This window comes from Sphingomonas gellani, from assembly GCF_900110035.1.
Taxonomy (GTDB): Bacteria; Pseudomonadota; Alphaproteobacteria; order Sphingomonadales; family Sphingomonadaceae; genus Sphingomonas; species Sphingomonas gellani.
The window spans coordinates 213,378-230,443 of the sequence record NZ_FOCF01000001.1; the positions used below are offsets into that span (position 1 = coordinate 213,378).

Annotated in this window: 16 protein-coding genes; 11 read left to right on the forward strand and 5 right to left on the reverse strand. The window is 66.6% G+C overall.

Going from position 1 to position 17,066, the window contains the following annotated elements; genetic code table 11:
- Positions 1-21: 21 nt before the first annotated feature.
- Positions 22-936 (reverse strand): NAD(P)/FAD-dependent oxidoreductase, encoded by a 915-nt coding sequence (locus BMX37_RS01180; RefSeq protein ID WP_170841786.1) that lies wholly within the window; start codon positions 934-936, stop codon positions 22-24.
- A 93-nt stretch (positions 937-1,029) separates the two neighbouring features.
- Here BMX37_RS01180 and trmD point away from each other — a divergent pair, with 93 nt between their 5' ends.
- The 5 genes from trmD (at position 1,030) to BMX37_RS01205 (ending at position 7,224) form a co-directional block, all read left to right on the forward strand.
- Complete coding sequence (trmD, locus tag BMX37_RS01185) at positions 1,030-1,755, forward strand: tRNA (guanosine(37)-N1)-methyltransferase TrmD (RefSeq protein ID WP_093663645.1); 726 nt, start codon at positions 1,030-1,032, stop codon at positions 1,753-1,755.
- Positions 1,756-1,759: 4 nt separating this feature from the next.
- Positions 1,760-2,152, forward strand: coding sequence for a 50S ribosomal protein L19 (gene rplS, locus BMX37_RS01190; RefSeq protein WP_093663646.1), 393 nt, complete (start codon positions 1,760-1,762; stop codon positions 2,150-2,152).
- 294 nt (positions 2,153-2,446) lie between these two features.
- Entirely contained in the window at positions 2,447-3,673 is a 1,227-nt protein-coding gene (locus BMX37_RS01195) for a DUF418 domain-containing protein (protein ID WP_244501330.1), read from the forward strand.
- 195 nt (positions 3,674-3,868) lie between these two features.
- The gene (locus BMX37_RS01200; RefSeq protein WP_425288430.1) at positions 3,869-6,106 is read left to right on the forward strand and encodes a S9 family peptidase; all 2,238 of its coding nucleotides are present in this window, start codon (positions 3,869-3,871) and stop codon (positions 6,104-6,106) included.
- A gap of 59 nt (positions 6,107-6,165) precedes the next feature.
- Positions 6,166-7,224, forward strand: coding sequence for an aspartate-semialdehyde dehydrogenase (locus tag BMX37_RS01205; RefSeq protein WP_093663649.1), 1,059 nt, complete (start codon positions 6,166-6,168; stop codon positions 7,222-7,224).
- Between the two features lie 43 nt (positions 7,225-7,267).
- Here the strand turns inward: BMX37_RS01205 and BMX37_RS01210 are convergent, their stop codons facing one another.
- Positions 7,268-7,888, reverse strand: coding sequence for a YitT family protein (locus tag BMX37_RS01210; RefSeq protein ID WP_093663650.1), 621 nt, complete (start codon positions 7,886-7,888; stop codon positions 7,268-7,270).
- Positions 7,889-8,022: 134 nt separating this feature from the next.
- Between BMX37_RS01210 and BMX37_RS01215 the strand changes: the two genes are divergently transcribed.
- From BMX37_RS01215 to BMX37_RS01230, 4 genes are all read left to right on the forward strand, one after another.
- Positions 8,023-8,475 (forward strand): GFA family protein, encoded by a 453-nt coding sequence (locus BMX37_RS01215; protein ID WP_093663651.1) that lies wholly within the window; start codon positions 8,023-8,025, stop codon positions 8,473-8,475.
- Positions 8,456-9,223 (forward strand): alpha/beta fold hydrolase, encoded by a 768-nt coding sequence (locus BMX37_RS01220; protein WP_093663652.1) that lies wholly within the window; start codon positions 8,456-8,458, stop codon positions 9,221-9,223. The genes BMX37_RS01215 and BMX37_RS01220 overlap by 20 nt, the downstream gene beginning before the upstream one ends.
- 57 nt (positions 9,224-9,280) lie before the next feature.
- The gene (locus tag BMX37_RS01225; protein WP_093663653.1) at positions 9,281-11,137 is read left to right on the forward strand and encodes a M2 family metallopeptidase; all 1,857 of its coding nucleotides are present in this window, start codon (positions 9,281-9,283) and stop codon (positions 11,135-11,137) included.
- A 65-nt stretch (positions 11,138-11,202) separates the two neighbouring features.
- Positions 11,203-11,979 (forward strand): SIMPL domain-containing protein, encoded by a 777-nt coding sequence (locus BMX37_RS01230; protein ID WP_093663654.1) that lies wholly within the window; start codon positions 11,203-11,205, stop codon positions 11,977-11,979.
- Between the two features lie 67 nt (positions 11,980-12,046).
- Here the strand turns inward: BMX37_RS01230 and BMX37_RS01235 are convergent, their stop codons facing one another.
- The 3 genes from BMX37_RS01235 to BMX37_RS01245 form a co-directional block, all read right to left on the reverse strand.
- Positions 12,047-12,694, reverse strand: coding sequence for a hypothetical protein (locus tag BMX37_RS01235; RefSeq protein ID WP_093663655.1), 648 nt, complete (start codon positions 12,692-12,694; stop codon positions 12,047-12,049).
- A gap of 82 nt (positions 12,695-12,776) precedes the next feature.
- Positions 12,777-14,231 (reverse strand): AMP nucleosidase, encoded by a 1,455-nt coding sequence (locus BMX37_RS01240; protein WP_093663656.1) that lies wholly within the window; start codon positions 14,229-14,231, stop codon positions 12,777-12,779.
- 82 nt (positions 14,232-14,313) lie between these two features.
- On the reverse strand, positions 14,314-14,793 hold the full coding sequence (locus tag BMX37_RS01245; protein WP_093663657.1) for a peroxiredoxin: 480 nt from the start codon (positions 14,791-14,793) through the stop codon (positions 14,314-14,316).
- 110 nt (positions 14,794-14,903) lie between these two features.
- On the opposite strand from BMX37_RS01245, the gene BMX37_RS01250 reads away from it, so the two are divergent.
- Both BMX37_RS01250 and ahcY read left to right on the forward strand, forming a co-directional pair.
- A complete protein-coding gene (locus BMX37_RS01250) occupies positions 14,904-15,464 on the forward strand; it encodes a YqgE/AlgH family protein (protein WP_093663658.1) in 561 nt (186 codons plus the stop codon).
- Between the two features lie 108 nt (positions 15,465-15,572).
- Entirely contained in the window at positions 15,573-17,012 is a 1,440-nt protein-coding gene (gene ahcY, locus BMX37_RS01255; RefSeq protein WP_093663659.1) for an adenosylhomocysteinase, read from the forward strand.
- The last annotated feature ends 54 nt before the right edge of the window (positions 17,013-17,066 follow it).

Sequence of the window (17,066 nt, forward strand, 5' to 3'; positions counted from 1 at the left end):
GGGCTTCCCTCCTCGGAGGAATCAACGCCAGAGTGGCGCGCGCTCGCTCAGCAGGTTGCGGATCGTCGTTGCTGCCACGCCGGCCTCGCCCATGGCGTGGCTGATCTGATCCAGCCCCTTCACCACATCGCCCGCCGCGAACAGGCCCGGGATGCTGGTCCGCTGGTGATCGTCGACCTCCATGCATCCTTCGTCGGTCGCATTGGCGCCCGCATCGACCGCGAGTTCGGATCGTATCTGCGACCCAAGTGCCGGATAGATGCTGTCGAACGACAGGCGCCCGGCGGCGGTGTCGAGCGCCATGCGGTCGCCCTCGATCGCCCAGCCGCCGCACGGCCCATCGACCCGCGCGATGCCGGCCTCGTCCAGCTTTTTACGGCAGGCGTCGTCCAGCATGTGCTCCGCCTCGGGTGCGATCAGCGTGACGTCGCGGGTGTAGCCGCGCAGGAACAGTGCTTCGCGCATCCCGTGGTCGCCCGTCCCGACGATGCCGACCCGCTTGTCGGTGACCTCATACCCGTCGCAGATCGGGCAATAACGCAGCAGCCCGCGTGCCAGGCCTTCATCGTGGACGTCGTTCGGCATGTTCGGCCGGTTGTTCACCACACCCGTCGCCAGCAGAACCGTCCGGGCCGCAAAGGCGCGATCGCCCGCGAACACGGTGAAGTTTTCCCCGTCTCGCTCGATCCGCGTCACCGCAACCGCCTCCCGCACCGCCCCGAAGCGTTCGGCCTGCCGCCGCATGAGAAGCAGCAGGTCGGTACCAGGGATGCCGTCGGGATAGCCGGCATGATTGTTCGTCCGCGGGATCAGCGCGGCACGGCTGGAGCCGCCGTCGAACAACCGGATCGAGAGCAGGAAGCGGGACAAGTAGATCGCCGCGGTGAGACCGGCCGGCCCTGCGCCGATGATGATGCAGTCGTCGATGTCTTTCATCTCGCCCGCGCAACAACCCAGCCGCCGCTATCGTTCCCGATCGCGGCAGGGCTTGCTTGCCGGGCGCCTGCGCAGCGGCGATAGGCACATGCCATGACCTTCGCCGCGACCGTGCTGACGCTGTACCCCGAGATGTTTCCCGGCCCGTTGGGCGCGTCCATCGCGGGCAGGGCGCTTCGGGAGGGACGCTGGGCGTGTCGCACCGTCCAGATCCGCGACTTCGCGACGGACAAGCACCGCTCCGTCGACGACACGCCGGCGGGCGGTGGCGCCGGCATGGTACTGCGCCCCGACGTGGTGGCAGCGGCGCTCGACAGCGTGGCGGAACCCCACCCGGTGATCGCGCTGACCCCGCGCGGACGACCGCTGGACCAGGAGCGGGTGCGCGAACTGGCGGCCGGTGGCGGAGTCACCTTGCTGTGCGGCCGTTTCGAGGGATTCGACCAGCGCCTGTTCGAGGCGCGAGCGGTCGAGGAGGTCTCGATCGGCGACTATATCCTGTCGGGCGGCGAGATGGGCGCGCTGGTGCTGCTGGATGCTTGCATTCGGCTGCTTCCCGGCGTAATGGGCGCGCCGTCCAGCGGGGTCGAGGAAAGCTTCGAAAGCGGCCTTCTCGAATATCCGCATTATACCCGACCAGTGACATGGGAAGGGCGCACGATCCCCGAAGTGCTGCGATCGGGGGATCATGCGAGGATCGCCGCCTGGCGTCATGCCCAGGCGGAGACCGATACACGGCTAAGGCGGCCGGACCTTTGGGAGCGCCATGTCGGCGCTCGGGTCGGGTCGCCCTCTGGCGCGCGGCGCGAGAAGGACTGAGTTCATGAACATCATCCAGCAGATCGAGGCGGAGCAGATCGCCAAGCTGACCGGCCAGCGTGCGATCCCCGAATTCCGTCCGGGCGACACGCTGAAGGTCGGCGTGAAGGTCGTCGAGGGCGAGCGTACCCGCGTTCAGGCCTATGAGGGCGTGTGCATCGCACGGGCCAACAAGGGCATGGGTTCGTCGTTCACCGTCCGCAAGATGAGCTTTGGCGAGGGCGTCGAGCGCGTGTTCCCGCTCTACTCGCCGAACATCGATTCGATCGAGGTGGTCCGCAAGGGTGCGGTGCGTCGCGCCAAGCTGTACTATCTGCGTGGCCGCACCGGTAAGTCGGCGCGTATCGCGGAGCGTCGCGACACCCGTCCGGCCAAGGGCACCGCGGCCGCCGAGTAAGCGACCGGCCCTTCATGGTCACGAACGCGGCCGTCCTTCCCAATCGGAAGGGCGGCCGTTTCGCGTTACAGGACCGCGACGCCGTCAGTGGTGGGGTAGGACGTGTGCGATTCAGCGGCCCCGATGCCGGTCTGGCTGACAGCGAACGGCCGCCGCTGCATAGTGAGATCATGTCAGGCCTGCATAGACGGGAGCGCTGAGATCACTGTAACCTCCCAAGTCCCGGTCCCGACGGACGAGCCCGATGGTGCCCCGCGCCTGCCCAGCCTGGACATCCTGCGCGGGCTGGCGATCATGGGCATATTGTTCATGAACATCAACGACACGGGCGCGTCGATGAACGCGTCGTTCGGCGATGTGCGGCATCTGGGCTGGAGCGCCCCCGACAGGGTAGCGTGGTGGCTGCGCGCGGTGTTCGCGGACGGCACCGCGCGCGGCGTGCTGGAGATGCTGTTCGGCGTGGGCATGGTGATCCTGACGGCGCGCTTTGCGGAGAGGGGCGGGGAGGGCGCGGCGCTGCTGCGCTATGGCTGGCGCAATGCCGTGCTGTTCGCCTTGGGCATCGCCCATGTCCTGATCCTGTTGTGGCCGGGCGACATCCTGCACACCTACGCCATCGCGGCGTTGCTGATCTTTCCGCTGCGCCATGCCAGGCCGCGCCTGTTGCTGACGCTCGGCCTGTCGCTCGCGACGTTGCAACTGGTGGGCGGCGGGCTGGGCTATATGGATGCCCGGCAGGAGGCGATCGTCTATCGCACCTCGACCGCGCACCTGACGGCACATGAGCCGCTGACCCGGGAGGAGCGGGCGGCTGTCGACCACCGAGCGGAACGGGATCGCCGGCTGGCCAAGGAGATGCGAGCCGCCGTCGAGGAGGATGCGGCGCGCACGGGAACGGCGATGCAGTGGGTCCAATACCAGTGGCGTCAGGCGTGGACGTTGCAGGCCGAGGGTCTCGAGCCCTTTGTGGTGTTGGAGGCGTGGGCGACGATGCTGATCGGCGCGGCCTTGTTTAAGCTCGGCTGGTTGCAGGGCGAGCAATCGGCGCGCTGGTACGGGCGCGCGGCGCTGATCGTCTACGCCCTCGCGCTGGTGCTGCGGGTGACGGAAGCGACGGAGAGCATGAGCTTCATGGATGCGCCGCACTTGTCCGACGCCACATCGGAATATGGCCGCTTGTCCATGTCGCTCGGCCATGTGCTGCTGGTGAACTGGCTGCTGGCGAGCGGGCGGGGTGGGCGCTGGTTGCGTCCTTTCGCGGCGGCGGGGCGGTCGGCGCTGAGCCTCTATATCCTGCAAACGCTGGTGATGCTGTGGCTGCTGTTCCCGCCATGGGGATTGCGGCTTTACGGGCAGTTCGGATGGGCGTCGCTGATGGTGCTGGCGGCCGTCATTGACACGGCGCTGCTGGTATTGGCGGTGTGGTGGATGCGCCGTTTCCGCATCGCACCCGTCGAATGGGCGTGGCGGTCGATCGTTGCTGGACGCGCGCTGCCGTTTCGTCGCACCGAGCGGGGGTGACGCACGCGTTTTCGCTGTCATCGCCGCCTGATCTTTGCCACCAAGCGCGCGTGTTGGTCCGATCCGCCCTGCCACCCCTGCGCCGCGCGGTGACGACGCACCCGAATGTTCAAAGCGGCGTGTCCAGCGTCGCCATGCTGGAGCCCCTCGATGCGTCCGATGCTGTTTGTCGCTGTTCTCCTGAGCTCCACCGCCATGGCCGCTGATCCCCTGCCGCAACAAGCGCCGACGGCGCCCGTGACGCAAGCCGCTCCCTCACCGGAGGCGAGTGGACAACTGACGTTGGAGCGCCTGTTCGCGAGCCCGGATCTGGGCGGGCAGCAGCCGCAGGCGCTGGGCCTATCGCCGGACGGAACGCTGCTCACTTCGGTCAGGCCGCGGGTCGACGAGCGGCGGCGGTACGACCTGTGGGCGTTCGACACGCGTACCGGGCAGGAGAGGATGCTGGTCGATTCCAAGCGGGTCGGCAGCGGGGCCGAGCTGTCGGAGGCGGAAAAGATGCAGCGGGAGCGTGACCGCTCGCTGACCGGAAAGACCGGTATCCTGCAATATGACTGGGCGCCCGACGGCAAGTCGATCCTGGTGCCGCTGGACGGCGACCTGTACCTGGCATCGCTGGACGGCAATGTGCGGCGGTTGACCAGCACGCCGGGGGGACAGCTCAATCCGATCATCAGCCCACGCGGTCGCTTCGTCAGCTTCGTGCGCGATCAGAACCTGTTCGTCCAACCACTGGCGGGCGGGGAGGCGAAGGCGATCACCTCCGACGGCAAGGAGACCGTGCATTGGGGCGAGGCAGAGTTCGTCGCGCAGGAGGAGATGGATCGCCGCACCGGTTACTGGTGGAGTCCCGACGAACGCTTCGTCGCGGTGGAGCGCTTCGATGAGAAGCCGGTCCATGTCTTCACGCGCGCGGCGATCGGCGCGACCGGTACCCGCGTGTTCGAGCAACGCTATCCGGCGGCGGGCACGCCCAACGCGCTGGTCGAACTGTGGGTGATGCGCCCCGATGGCACCGGCAAGATCAAGGTCGACCTGGGCCCAAGCCCTGACATTTACCTCGCGCGGGTCGATTGGGCGCCGGACGGATCGGGCCTGCTGGTGCAGCGCGAAACCCGTGACCAGCAACGGCTGGACGTGCTGCGCGTCGATCCCGCCACGGGCAAGTCGACCATCCTGTTTTCGGAAAAGGCCGCGAAGAAGAGCTGGATCAACCTGACCGACGCGTACCGGATGCTGGACGACGGCAGCCTGCTCTGGCGCTCGGAAAAGTCGGGCTACGCGCACCTCTACCGGTTCAAGGCGGGCAAGTGGACCCAATTGACCAGCGGCGACTGGATGGTGACCGACGTGGTCGGCGTCGATCAGGCCAAGGGCCGTGTCTATTTCACCGGCAACAAGGACGACGTGCTGGAGCAGCAGCTGTACGCCGTCGACCTTGCCAAGCCGAAGGTGGTGACCCGCATCACGGAGCGCGGCTGGAACAACGGCGCGCGGATGGATGCGTCGGCGACCCGGCTGATCGTCACGCGCTCCAACCCCGAACAGCCGTCGCAGGTCTATCTGGCCGATGCGACCGGCAAGCGGCTGGCCTGGGTGAACGAGAACGCGGTGCGTGATGGGCATCCCTACTACCCGTATCTCGCCAATCACCGCCCGGTGCAGTTCGGCACGATGAAGGCGGCGGACGGGTCGGTGCTGCACTGGAAGATGATCACGCCCGTGCTGGAGCCAGGGCGCAAGTACCCGGTGTTCATGGAGCATTATGGCGGCCCTGGATCGCAGACGGTGACGCGCGGCTGGACCAGTCCCTTCGCTCAGTATCTGGCGCAGCAGGGCTGGGTGTTTTTCGAGATCGACAATCGCGGCTCGCCCAATCGCGGGGTGGCGTTCGAAAGCCAGATCTTCCACGCCATGGGCTCGGTCGAGGTCGACGACCAGGTCGCGGGCGCGAATTACCTGAAATCGCTGCCCTTCGTCGATCCGGCGAAGGTCGCGACGTTCGGCTGGTCCTATGGCGGGTACATGACGCTGAAGATGCTGGAGCGGTATCCCGGCGTGTTCGCCGCGGGCGTGTCGGGCGCTCCCGTCACGGACTGGCAGCTGTACGACACGCATTACACCGAACGCTACATGGGCGATCCGCGCGTCGATCCGGATGCCTATGCGAAATCGGCGGCGGTGGCGGATTCGGTGAAGATCGCGGACCCGCTGCTGCTGATGCACGGCATGGCGGACGACAACGTGTTCCTGGACAACTCGACCGCGGTCGTTTCCACCATGCAGGCGGCGGACAAGCCGTTCGAGATGATGTTCTATCCGGGAAAGACGCATGCGGCGGCGCGGGACATCCATGTCTACACGACCATGATGAATTTCCTGAACCGCACGGTCCGCGACAAGCCCAGCGAAGGCGACAGCAAGCAACACTAGGGTGGCGAACCCCGTCGCTGCCGACTAGGGCGACGGCGGGGCATAGGAGTATCGGCGAGATGGGTTACCGGGTGGTGGTCGCGGGCGCGACGGGCAATGTCGGGCGCGAGATGGTCAACATCCTGGCTGAGCGTCAGTTTCCGGCCGATGAGATCGCGGTGCTGGCCTCGTCGCGCAGCCAGGGCGACCAGATCGAGTATGGCGACACCGGTCGCATGCTGAAGGTGCAGAACATCGAGCATTTCGATCCGACCGGATGGGACATGGCCCTGTTCGCGATCGGGTCGGAGGCGACGCGGGTGTATGCGCCCAGGTTCGCCGCCGCTGGTTGCACCGTGATCGACAACAGCTCGCTGTATCGCATGGACCCTGACGTGCCGCTGATCGTGCCGGAGGTGAATGCCGAGGCGATCGACTTGTATCGCGCAAAGAACATCATTGCGAACCCGAACTGCTCCACCGCCCAGATGGTCGTCGCGCTGAAGCCGCTGCACGACGCGGCGACGATCACGCGCGTCGTGGTCGCGACCTATCAGTCGGTGTCGGGCGCCGGAAAGGCCGGCATGGACGAGCTGTTCGAGCAGAGCCGCAACATCTTCGTCGGCGATCCCGCGACCCCGACCAAATTCACCAAGCAGATCGCGTTCAACGTCATTCCGCACATCGACAGCTTCCTGGACGACGGGTCCACCAAGGAAGAATGGAAGATGGTGGTCGAGACCAAGAAGATCCTTGACCCCAAGATCAAGGTGACCGCGACCTGCGTCCGCGTGCCCGTCTTCGTCGGCCATTCCGAAGCGATCAACCTGGAGTTCGCGGAAGAGATCAGCGCGGAGGATGCACGGCGCATCCTGCGCGAGGCGCCCGGCGTCATGCTGATCGACAAGGCTGAGGACGGCGGATACGTTACCCCGATCGAGGCGGCGGGCGATGACGCCACCTATGTCAGCCGCGTGCGCGAGGACCCGACCGTGGAGAACGGTTTGGCGCTGTGGTGCGTGTCGGACAATCTGCGCAAGGGCGCCGCGCTGAACGCGGTACAGATCGCGGAGCTGCTCGGCCGCCGTCACCTGAAAAAGGGCAACGAGGCGGCGCTGGTCGACGACACGGTCGACTGAGCGTCTACAGGCGGCCGGTCCGATCGGGACGGCCGCCTGGGCCCTAATGGCCGATATAGCGACCGGGGCGATGCCACGCGATCAGGATCAGGCTGATCGCGGCGGCACTGAGCACCGACCAGCCCAGTCGTGGCCCGCTGACCACGGGAATGGCGGCCGCGAGGATCAGTATGTCCAGCGCGATCTGCGTCCGGCCGGCGTTCCAGCCGCGCGTCCGCTGGAGCCACAGCGTCAGCACGCCGGTCCCGCCCACGCCCGCCTGGTGCCGCGCCAGCACCAGGATACCCAGGCCGATCACCGTGCCCCCGACCAGCGCCGCGAACAGCGGATGGATGTCGCGGACGTGCATCGACAGCCGCGCCATGGCGGAAAACCCCGCGATGCCGACGTTTACCAGCACCGTCTTGACCGCGAACCGCATGCCCATGACCCGGTGCGCGAAGACGAAGAAGGGGATGTTGATGAGGGTGAACAGCACACCCGCGGGCAGCGGCACCAGATAGCTGAGCAGCAATGCCACGCCGGCGACGCCCCCGGTCACCAGTCCCGCCGCCTTCAGGAACACCAGGCCGAGAACCAGCAGGATGCAGCCGATCGCCAGCGCATAGGCATCCTCCGCCGCGCTGTGCGGCCGGCCGAGGGGAAGGGTGTCGGTATGCGGCATCTGACCTCTGCACTGGTGGTCAGGCATCCTCCCCCGTTTGGCGCGCCCTAGCGCGATCAGCCGCTTCTTCGCAACGCGCTTGCATTGCGGGCCGGCATGCGATCGGCATAGCAAGGTCGTGTGAGGAGAAGGCCATGTCCGAGACAGTGACCGGCGGATGCCAGTGCGGGCGCGTCCGCTACGAAGTCGGCATCGACGACGACGACGCCTATCTGTGCCATTGCCGCATGTGCCAGCGCGCGACGGGCGGCGTGTCGGCCGCGTTGAAGGGCGTGGAGCGTGCGCGGGTACGGTGGACGGCGCAGGAGCCGGATCGGTACCGCTCGTCACCGATCGCGCATCGCGGCTTTTGCTCGGCGTGCGGCACGCCGCTCACGTTCGAGTTCTCGGACGCGGACTCCACGCACATGGACCTGACGGTGGGCAGCTTCGACCAGCCGGGCCGTTTCCGCCCGACGCAGCATTTCGCCATCGAGAGCAGGCATGCCGCATGGGTCGACACGGGCGCGCTTCCCGGCATACGGAGCGAGGACAACCCGAGCACTCGCGACCGCTGGATCAGGACACTTGGCCATCTCCCCGACTGAAACGCGCTTCTTCGACAGTTTCGACGGCGTACCCATCGCTTGGCGCGAGATGGGGGAGGCGGATGCCCGTCCGCTGGTGCTGATACATGGCTATTTCTCGACCGCTCAGGTCAACTGGATCAAATATGGTCACGCTGCCGCGATCGCCGCGCGCGGGTTCAGGGTCATCATGCCGGACCTGCGCGGCCATGGCGAAAGCGGCCGGCCGCATGACGCCGCGGCCTATCCGCCGGATGCCCTGATGCGTGACGGCCTGGCGTTGATCGCGCGGCTGGGCGTGACCGATTACGACCTGGGGGGGTACTCGCTCGGCGCGCGCACGGCGGTGCGCATGCTGGCCAACGGCGCCACGCCGCGGCGGGTGGCGCTGACGGGCATGGGTCTGACCGGGATCGTGTCGACTGCGGGGCGGGGTGGCTACTTCCGCCATGTGTTGACCAATCTGGGGTCGTTCGAGCGCGGGTCTGCCGAGTGGCTGACCGAAGCGTTCCTGAAGACCACCGGCGGCGATGCGCAGGCGCTGCTCCGGGTGCTGGAAACCTTTGTCGACACGCCCCTCGATCAGCTTGGCACGATTACGAGGCCGGTTCTGGTCGCATGTGGTGTGGATGACGACGACAACGGCTCGGCGGAGGAACTGGCGGCGGCGCTGCCCGACGGACATTATCGCGAACTGCCCGGCAACCACATGAGCGCGGTGACGAAGCGGGAGCTGGGTGAGGTGATCGCGAACTTTCTGGTGGGTTGACCCTGCCGGACCACGGCGCGACAATCGCCGTAAAGACTTGAACACGGGGAATTTCTGATGATCCGACCGCATGTTTCCGTGCTGGCGCTGGCCGGCGCGTTGGTCGCCGCGCCTAGTATGGCGCAGACGGCGCCTTCTGCCACCGCTGCGATACCGGCCAGCGGCGTGACCGCCCCGGCTACGGTGGCGCAGGCGGATGCGTTCGTGAAGCGGGCGGAGGATGAACAGGCGGCGATGTCGATCGACGGCGCGCGCATCGCCTGGGTCAACGCGACCTACATCACCGACGATACCGATGCGCTGGCGGCAGCGGCGGGCGCCAAGCAGATCACGCTGCAGGTCAACCAGGCGCTGGAGGCGGCGAAGTACCAGGCGCTGCCCGGCCTGTCGGTGGACACGAAGCGCAAGCTGGACCTGCTGCGCGGCGGCATCACCACGCCCGCCCCGACCCGCCCCGGGGCGGCGGACGAGCTGTCGACGCTGGGGACCAAGATGTCGTCCGCCTATGGCAAGGGAAAGGGCACGCTGGACGGCAAGCCGATCAACGGATCGGACATCGAAGCGGCGATGGGCACCGTGCGGGACCCGGCCAAATTGCAGGAGATGTGGACCAGCTGGAACGACAATGTCGGCGCGCCGCTGCGTCCCGATTACCAGAAGTCGATGGCGCTGGCGAACGAGGGCGCGCGGGAACTGGGCTTTGCCGACATGGGTGCGATGTGGCGGTCGGGCTATGACATGTCGCCCGAACAGTTCGCGCAGTTGACCGACCGAATCTGGAAGGAGGTGGAGCCGCTGTATACGTCGCTGCACACCTATGTCCGGTGGAAGCTGAACGCGAAGTACGGGGATGCGGTTCAGCCCAGGACCGGGCCGATCCGTTCCGACCTGCTCGGCAATATGTGGGCGCAGGAATGGGGCAACATCTACGACATCGTCGCGCCGGCCGGATCGGGATCGATCGGATATGACACGGGCGAACTGCTGAAGGCTAAGGGCTATGACCCCGTGCGCATGGTCAAGCAGGGTGAGGCGTTCTATTCCTCGATCGGCTTCGCGCCCTTGCCGGAGACGTTCTGGCAGCGGTCGCAGATCGTCAAGCCGGCCGACCGCGAGGTGATCTGCCACGCCTCCGCATGGGACATCGACAACCTCAACGACGTGCGCATCAAGATGTGCACGAAGGTGAATGCCGACGACTTCGTCACCATCCACCACGAATTGGGGCACAACTACTACCAGAGGGCGTACAACCAGCAGCCGTTCCTGTACAAGAACGGCGCCAATGACGGCTTCCACGAAGCGATCGGCGACACCATCGCCCTGTCGATTACGCCGGAATATCTGGTGCAGATCAACCTGCTCGATCGGTCGGCGGTGCCGGGTCCGGACAAGGACATCGGCCTGCTGCTGCGCCAGGCGATGGACAAGGTGGCGTTCCTGCCGTTCGGCCTCCTGGTCGACAAGTGGCGCTGGGGCGTGTCGTCGGGCGAGATCAAGCCGGGCGAGTATCAGGGCGCCTGGGATCGGCTGCGCTTGCAATATCAGGGGATCAAGCCGCCCGTCGCGCGTGACGAGACGCGGTTCGACGCGGGTGCGAAGTACCACATCCCCGCCGGAACGCCGTACATGCGGTACTTCCTGGCGCGCGTGTTGCAGTTCCAGTTCTATCAGGCGGCGTGCAAGCAGGCCGGCTGGACGGGGCCGCTGCACCGTTGCTCCTTTTACGGCAACAAGCAGGTCGGCGAGAAGCTGAACGCGATGCTGGCCATGGGACAGTCGAAACCGTGGCCCGATGCGCTTCAGGTGTTCACCGGCAGCCGGCAGATGTCGGGCAAGGCGATGGTCGCCTATTTCGCGCCGCTGAAGACGTGGCTGGACAAGCAGAACAAGGGCAAGCCGAGCGGTTGGTGACGGGATGGCAAAGTGTCGGCGCCGTGGGTCCGTACCGGCTGAAGCCGAGAAATAGGGGGAGAGCCATGGCACGAACGGTAAACATCGGACTCGCGGCACTGCTGCTGGCGTCGGTAGTGGGGTCGAACCAGGCGGTTGCACAGCAGACCGCCACACCGGCGGTGGGGCAGCCGGAGCGAGGCGAGACCCTGCTGGAGGTGCAGGCCAGCGGACAGGTGCGGCTCGCTCCGGACATGGCGACGCTAAACGTCGGCGTGGTGTCGACCGGCAGCACGGCGCGCGAAGCGACCGACGGCAATGCGCGGCAGATGACGAACGTCGTCGCCGCGCTGCGCAAGGCGGGCGTCGAGGCCAAGGACATCCGCACGCAGCAGATCGTCGTCGAGCCTCGCTTCGCGCGCGAGGGTCCGGCCGACTATGAGGGGCAGGCCCGTATCACCGGTTACGTGTCGCGCAATTCGGTCTTGGTGACGGTACTGCGCCTGTCGTCTGCGCCCGATGTAATCGCCGCGGCCTTTGGCGCGGGCGCCAACTCGGTACAGGGTCCAAATCTGCAAACCCGCAATCCGTTGCTCGGTATGCAGGAAGCGAGACGTCAGGCGATCGACAACGCCCGGCGACAGGCGGACGATTACGCTGCGGGGCTGGGGCTGAAGGTCGGCCGAGTACTCCGGGTCAGCGAGCGGGGCAGTGCCGTGCGGCCGATATCCGAAGACATGGTCGTGACAGGATCGCGTCTTTCCATCGACGCGCCGGCGGAGCCACTTGCTCCGCCGCTCTCGGCTGGCGAACTTGTACGAACCACCGATATATGGATCGATTACGCGCTTGTGCCGCGGTAATCGCTGATGATCCGGGACGGCGCCGAACGCGCCCGTCCCGGATGCATGCACAGGGCCGTCGAAACGGTCAATCGTTCGACTTGTCGGGTGGTGTTCCGGTGCTGTTCGTAGCACCGTGCTTGCCGGACCGCTTTGTACCGGTGGGCGAAGCGGGCGCGTCTGCCTTTGGAGTGCTCGAGCGGATGCTCAACAGCGCCGCTGCCGCCGCGCCGGCGGCGGCGAGACCGCCAACCATCGCGGCTGCGCCCCATTTGCCACCGACCTTGTCCGCGGTGCGGGACAGGCCAGAACGGGCCGGACCCTTCGCGGGCGCTGCGCGAGGCGCGCTCTTTGCCGCTGTGCCTCGCTTCGGCGGGGTGTGATTGGTGGATCGCTTGGTCGACCGGGGCTTGACCACGCCGAGCGCCGTTGCCGCCTTGCGCGTGGTCGTGGCCGCCGCATCCTCCGCCTTCTTCGCGGTGCGGGTCACGGCCGCCTTGGTGGAGCGTGCGGCCTTGGTCGCGCCGCCCTCGATCGTCTTGATCGCGTCACTCGCCTCGGCGACGATACCTGCGTCCGATCCCTGACGCTTGGACGGCGCGCGGCGGGCAGGGGCTGCCTTCGGGGACGCAGAGGCATCCTTCGCGGTGGTCTTGCGCGGCGCGGCGCGGCGACGCGGGGTCGGCGCGGTCTTGTCGTCGGCGCCCGCGGCGGGCGTCTCGGGTGTGTCGGCCATGGCTACGGCTCCCTGTCCTGGTTGATTCGGGAGCGTAACGCACTGGCGCCGGTTGGTTTCCGCCGTGATGCCGAACCGGTACTTAGCGGAACGGCGGCTCGTCGAACGCGCGCAGCTTGCGGCTGTGCAGTTTGGCGCCTTCCTGCCGGAGTTGCTCGCACGCCTCGATGCCGATGCGCATGTGCTCGCTGATCGCGCGTTCGTAGAAGCGGTTGGCCTGTCCCGGCAGCTTGATCTCGCCATGCAGCGGCTTGTCCGACACGCACAGCAGCGTTCCGTATGGGACACGGAAGCGATAGCCCTGCGCCGCGATGGTGGCCGATTCCATGTCGATGCCCACCGCGCGCGACAGGGAAAAGCGCAGCGCCGATTGGGAATAGCGCAATTCCCAGTTGCGATCGTCGGTCGTGACGATGGTGCCGGTGCGCAGGCGACGCTTCAGCTCCTCCCCCGACTGGCCCGACACGATCTCTGCCGCGCGCGCCATCGCCACCTGCACTTCCGCGATCGCGGGGACAGGGATCTCGGGCGGCAGAACGTCGTCCAGCACATGGTCGTCGCGCAGATAGGCGTGGGCGAGGACATAGTCGCCGATACGCTGGCTGGGGCGGAGGCCGCCGCAATGGCCGATCATCAACCACGCCTCGGGCCGGACCACCGCCAGATGGTCGCAGATCGTCTTCGCGTTGGACGGGCCGACACCGATGTTGACCAGCGTGATCCCGGTACGATCCGGCGCCATCAGGTGATAGGCGGGCATCTGGTGCCGCCGCCACGCGCTGTCGGTGACGACGCGGTCCGGATCGTCGCCCGCCTGCATCATCACGCCGCCTGCGCCCGATACGGCGGTGAAGCGGCTGGGGTTGCCGTCCGGGTCCGGCCCCAGCTGCCCAACCGCCCAGCGGACGAACTCGTCGACATAGCGGTGGTAGTTGGTGAACAGCACGTAGCGCTGCGTGTGTTCGGCCGGCGTGCCGGTATAGTGACGCAGGCGCGCCAGGCTGAAGTCGGTGCGCAGCGCGTCGAACAGCGCGAGCGGACGCATCGTGTCGGGCGACAGCCAGCGCCCGTCCGCGATCTCGTCACCGATGTTCGCCAGTTCGGTCGCGGGGAAGAAGCGGGCAAGCTCGCTGGCCGACACCTCGTCCAGGCTGAGCGCGTGACCCGGATCCAGGACATAGGGGAACGGGATTTCCTGCCGTCCGGGAACGGCCTGAACCTCCACGTCGTAATCCTCGATCAGCAGCGTCAGCTGTTCGGTCAGATAGTCGGCGAACAGGTCCGGCTTGGTCACGCTGATGCGATAGGTGCCGGGTGTGCTCAGCCGGCCGAACGAGCGCGCGGGAACCGGGCGCGCATCCTCTCCACCGCGATAGGTGAGCAGGATTTCGGGATAAGCGAAGCTGCCGTCGTGACGCGCCTGCGGATCGGGGCGGCGCCCCTCGGTTGCATAAGCGGTCAGGGCCGTCTGAAGTCGCTCGACGGACGCGCGGTAAAGGCGGTTCAGCTCCGCCACGATGATGGAAGCTCTGGTCATCGGCCAGTGTTTAGCGCCAGCGGCCCGAGTGGCAAGGGCGGGTGCCGGCACGCAGCCGCGTCGCCCGCCCTCGCGACATTACTCAGAGCTGATCGAGCAGATAGTCGGCCGAGGACACCTTGAACGCGCCGGGTTCCTCAACGTGCAACTGCTTCACCACGCCGTCCTCCACGACCATAGCGTAACGCTGGCTGCGCTGGCCCATGCCGAACTTGCTGGCGTCGAAATCCAGCCCGAGCGCGCGGGCGAACTCCCCGTTGCCGTCGGCGAGCATGGTGACGCCGTCGGCACCGTTGGCCTTGCCCCAGGCGGACAGGACGAACGCGTCGTTGACTGCGGTGCACGCGATCTCGTCGACGCCCTTCGCCTTCAACGCGTCCGCCTTTTCAACGAAGCCGGGCAGGTGGCGGGCGGAACATGTCGGCGTATAGGCGCCGGGCAAAGCGAACAGGGCGACCGTCTTGCCGGCGAAGAAGCTGTCCGCCTGGACCTGTTCCGGTCCGCCATCGGTCATCGTGACCAACGTGGCGTTGGGCAGGCGCTCTCCGACGCTGATGGTCATGGGCAATCTCCTTTGATGCGGCGCATGGAATGGTCGCGTGCGACTCTGAAGTGAGAGGGTTCGTTTTTCAAGCGTGGCGGTGGCGAAGGTCAGTGCCTATCTCATTGCCCATGCAAGCCCCTGCCTTCATGATTGGCCAGATCCTGCTCGCCATGCCCGGTATCGGTGATCCCCGGTTCGAGCATGCCGTCATCGCCATGTGTTCGCACGATGAGCGTGGAGCTTTGGGCGTCGGACTGGGCGCTACGGTCGAGGGGCTGGGCTTTCACGACCTGCTCGACAGTTTCCAGATCGATCATGGCGATGTCGCGAACGTGCCGGTGCATTTCGGTGGACCGGTCGAGTCGCGCAGGGGCTTCGTATTGCACAGCCGCGATTGGAGCGGCGTGGACACCGTGGACGTGGCGGGGCGCTGGGCCTTGTCAACGACGGTCGACGTGCTGCGGGCGATCGCGGCGGGTGAGGGTCCGCGCCGCTGGACCGTCTCGCTGGGCTACGCCGGCTGGGGCGAGGGACAGCTGGAGGGCGAGTTGTCGCGGCCCGGCTGGTTCAATGTCGCGGGCGACGACGCTCTGTTGTTCGACGCGGTGGCCGACGAGCGCTGGGCTCGCGGGTTCGCGTCGGCGGGCATCGATCCCCGCCTGCTGGTGGCTGGGGCCGGCACCGCCTGAGCTCATATAAAGAAACCTTTATATTTGCGTGGCGGCGCGGGAGCGGGTAAGGGGCGCCGCATCCGGCACGGGCGTGCGGCCCGCCGATCATTCGAAGTTTCAGGAGCTATGCCCGTGGCCACCGCTCTCGCGCCGAACACCAACGGCTCGCAGCATGATTATGCGATCAAGGATATCAGCCTGGCCGATTTTGGTCGCGCCGAGATCAAGATCGCGGAAACCGAGATGCCGGGCTTGATGGCGCTGCGCGAGGAGTTCGGTGCGTCGCAGCCGCTGAAGGGCGCGCGCATCACCGGCTCGCTGCACATGACCATCCAGACCGCTGTGCTGATCGAGACGCTGACCGCGCTCGGCGCCGATGTGCGCTGGGCGACCTGCAACATCTTTTCGACCCAGGACCATGCCGCCGCCGCCATTGCCGCGACGGGCGTGCCGGTGTTCGCGATCAAGGGTGAGAGCCTGGCGGATTACTGGGACTATGTCGGCGACATCTTCTCGTGGGATAACGGTGTCGAGGGTCAGACCGCGAACATCATCCTCGACGATGGCGGTGACGCCACCATGTTCGCGCTGTGGGGCGCGAAGCTGGAAGCCGGGCAGAGCTTCGGAGAGCCGGAGAACGAAGAGGAAGTCGAGTTCCAGCGCGCGCTGAAGGCGTTCATCGCCAAGAAGCCCGGTTACCTGACCGAAACGGTCAAGAACCTGAAGGGCGTGTCGGAGGAAACGACCACCGGCGTGCATCGCCTGTACGAGATCGCGAAGAAGGGCGAGCTGCCGTTCCCGGCGATCAACGTCAACGACTCGGTCACCAAGTCGAAGTTCGACAACCTGTACGGCTGCAAGGAGTCGCTGGTCGACGCGATCCGTCGCGCCACCGACGTCATGCTGGCGGGCAAGGTCGCCGCGGTCGCCGGTTTCGGTGACGTGGGCAAGGGCTCGGCCCAGTCGCTCCGCAACGGCGGTGCGCGTGTGCTCGTGACCGAAATCGACCCGATCTGCGCGCTGCAGGCGGCGATGGAAGGGTTCGAGGTCGTGACGATGGACGAGGCCGTGAAGCGCGCCGACATCTTCGTCACCGCGACGGGCAATGCCGACGTCATCACCGCCGATCACATGAAGGCGATGAAGCCCATGTCGATCGTCTGCAACATCGGTCACTTCGACAGCGAGATCCAGATTGCCGCCTTGTCGAACTACAAGTGGACCGAGGTGAAGCCCGGCACCGACCTGGTCGAGTTCCCGGACGGCAAGCAGATCATCGTGCTGGCCAAGGGTCGGCTGGTGAACCTGGGTTGCGCGACCGGTCACCCCAGCTTCGTGATGTCGGCCAGCTTCACTAATCAGACGCTGGCCCAGATCGAGCTGTGGACCAAGGGCGAGAACTACAAGAACGACGTGTACGTCCTGCCCAAGCATCTGGACGAGAAAGTGGCCGCGCTCCACCTGGAGAAGCTGGGCGTGCAGCTGTCCAAGCTGTCCGAGAAGCAGGCCAAGTATATCGGCGTGCCGGTGGCCGGCCCGTTCAAGCCGGACCACTACCGCTACTAAGAGCCGTCGGGGGGCCAAAGCTTCCGCCGCGATCACGGGCGCTCCGGTCGAACG